Here is a 2,265-nt window from a genome sequence, read left to right on the forward strand (position 1 = left end):
AAGTAATACCTCGCCGTTTCGCTGTACATAAAAACGCCCCGACTGGTTCGGGGCGTTTTTTTGTGCATTTAAAACAAATACCCCTCGCCAGGCGAAAAAACTGTAGGAACCGAGCTTGCTCCGGGCGGCGATCCGACGATGGCGGCCTCACCGTCAATGATGATGGTGAATGTGATTGCCTCATCGTCGGATCGCCGCCCGGAGCAAGCTCAGCTCCTACAGATTTCAGCGGTTTGGTGCCTAGTGAAACATGAAGCTTTTGTCATAAAACCCAACACACTGCGACCGAATGTCGCGCACTACAGGCGCTGCAGGACTTTTGCAGAATTCGCAATTATTCGTTACCCATCTCAGGCATTTACTTAGCCAGCTAACAAACCATATAACAAAGTCCTGCACATGCCTTGGTGCAGATCATTGAGATTGGAGCTAGCAGATGACTGTAAAAGTAACTGAACGCGACGATTCACATATTTCCCATGAGGGCGTAGCCGCCGGTATACGCATCTGGGACGTCCATCAACAAGACCAGTTGGTGGGGATGTTCCACTCCGAGACTGACGCACACAGCTACAAAGCTGAACTTGAAATCCTGGAGCAGCAAAGACCATTGCTCTGCGCCTGAGCAACTACAGCATTGAAAACGACAAACCCCGCCATAAGCGGGGTTTGTCGTTGTTGAAGCCTTTAACGGCTTACCACATCAAGTCATCCGGAATCTGATAGGCCGCGTACGGATCGTCCTCGGCGGCCACTTCTTCAGTTTTCACGTTCATCTGCACGATGCGCTGTGGATCGCGCTCCTGGATCTTCAGCGCCGCTTCACGGGGGATGACTTCGTAGCCACCGGCGTGGTGCACGATCGCCAGGAAGCCATTGCTGAGCTGGTTGCGCATCAGCGTGTTGACGCAGAGACGCTTGACCTTCTTGTCGTCAACGAAGTTGTAGTAATCCTCGGTGGTCAGCTTCGGCAGGCGCGAGACTTCGATCAATTGCTTTATCTGAGCGGCGCGGGCCTTGGCCTCGACCTTTTCCTGCTGCTGGCGGTTAAGCTCCTGGTCGCGCTTGACCTTTTCGGCCATGGCTTCCTGGGCTGCACGCTGCTGCGAGTCATCCAGTTCGATCTGACCTTTGTGGGCCAGGCGCTGTTGTTTCTGCTTCTCTTTGCCGACCTGTTTGGCCTGCTTCTGGTTGACCAGCCCTGCTTTGAGCAACTGGTCGCGAAGGGAAATGCTCATGGTGCTTGTTTCTCACTTAGGCAACTGCTCAACCGCAGCTGGTCAAATTCTTTTCCTGACGTTTGGCTTCGCCCCACAAGGCGTCCAACTCTTCGAGGGTGCAATCTTCTATGGGACGGTGGGTGTCGCGCAATGCCTGTTCGATAAAACGGAAGCGTCTTTCGAATTTGCTGTTGGCGCCACGCAACGCGGTTTCCGGATCAACCTTGAGATGACGCGCCAGATTGACCACCGAAAACAGCAGGTCACCCACCTCATCGGCAATCGCTGCCGAGTCTTTGTCGGCCATGGCTTCCAGCACTTCATCGAGCTCCTCGCGGACCTTGTCCAGCACCGGCAAGGCGTCCGGCCAGTCGAAACCGACCTGCCCGGCGCGCTTCTGCAGTTTCGCCGAACGGGACAACGCTGGCAGCGCAGCCGGTACATCGTCGAGCAATGACAGCTGCAACGGTGCCGCTGATTTCTCGGCGCGCTCCTCGGCCTTGATCTCTTCCCAGCGCTGCTTGACCTGCTCTTCACTCAGGCGCGGGATGTCCACGGGCGCGTACAGATCCCCGGTCGGAAACACGTGAGGATGCCGACGGATCAATTTTCGGGTGATGCTGTCGACCACGCCGTCGAATTCGAAACGCCCTTCTTCCCGCGCCAGCTGGCTGTAATACACCACCTGGAACAGCAAATCGCCCAACTCACCCTGCAAGTGATCGAAGTCACCGCGCTCGATAGCGTCAGCGACTTCGTAGGCTTCCTCGAGGGTGTGCGGGACGATGGTGGCATACGTTTGCTTGATGTCCCACGGGCAACCGAACTGCGGGTCGCGCAGCCGGTTCATCAAGTGCAGCAGGTCTTCAAGGCTGTACATCAATCATCTCATTTGGCGAACCTGTAGGAGCCGAGCTTGCTCGCGATGGCGGTGTGTCGGGTAACTCGCAATCGCGCGCAAGCTCTGCGCCTTCAGGGATCGATTTCAAGGCGTCCGGTTACGGCGGGTTTCGAGGATGTTCGGCAACTCTGAAATCCGCCCGAG

The 2,265-nt window shown here is 56.1% G+C and carries 3 protein-coding genes; 1 reads left to right on the forward strand and 2 read right to left on the reverse strand.

Translation table 11 applies throughout. The annotated features are described in order from the left end of the window. Window positions 1-436: 436 nt before the first annotated feature. Window positions 437-625, forward strand: coding sequence for a hypothetical protein (locus tag AC1DSG_RS30370; RefSeq protein WP_477794169.1), 189 nt, complete (start codon window positions 437-439; stop codon window positions 623-625). Window positions 626-695: 70 nt separating this feature from the next. Here the strand turns inward: AC1DSG_RS30370 and AC1DSG_RS30375 are convergent, their stop codons facing one another. Both AC1DSG_RS30375 and mazG read right to left on the reverse strand, forming a co-directional pair. Then, a complete protein-coding gene (locus AC1DSG_RS30375) occupies window positions 696-1,238 on the reverse strand; it encodes a DUF2058 domain-containing protein (protein WP_007949507.1) in 543 nt (180 codons plus the stop codon). 28 nt (window positions 1,239-1,266) lie between these two features. Then, window positions 1,267-2,100 carry a nucleoside triphosphate pyrophosphohydrolase gene (mazG, locus tag AC1DSG_RS30380; RefSeq protein WP_477794170.1) on the reverse strand — a complete coding sequence of 278 codons (834 nt, stop codon included), beginning with the start codon at window positions 2,098-2,100 and terminating at the stop codon, window positions 1,267-1,269. Window positions 2,101-2,265 lie beyond the last annotated feature (165 nt).

This window comes from Pseudomonas sp. P5_A12, from assembly GCF_056400685.1.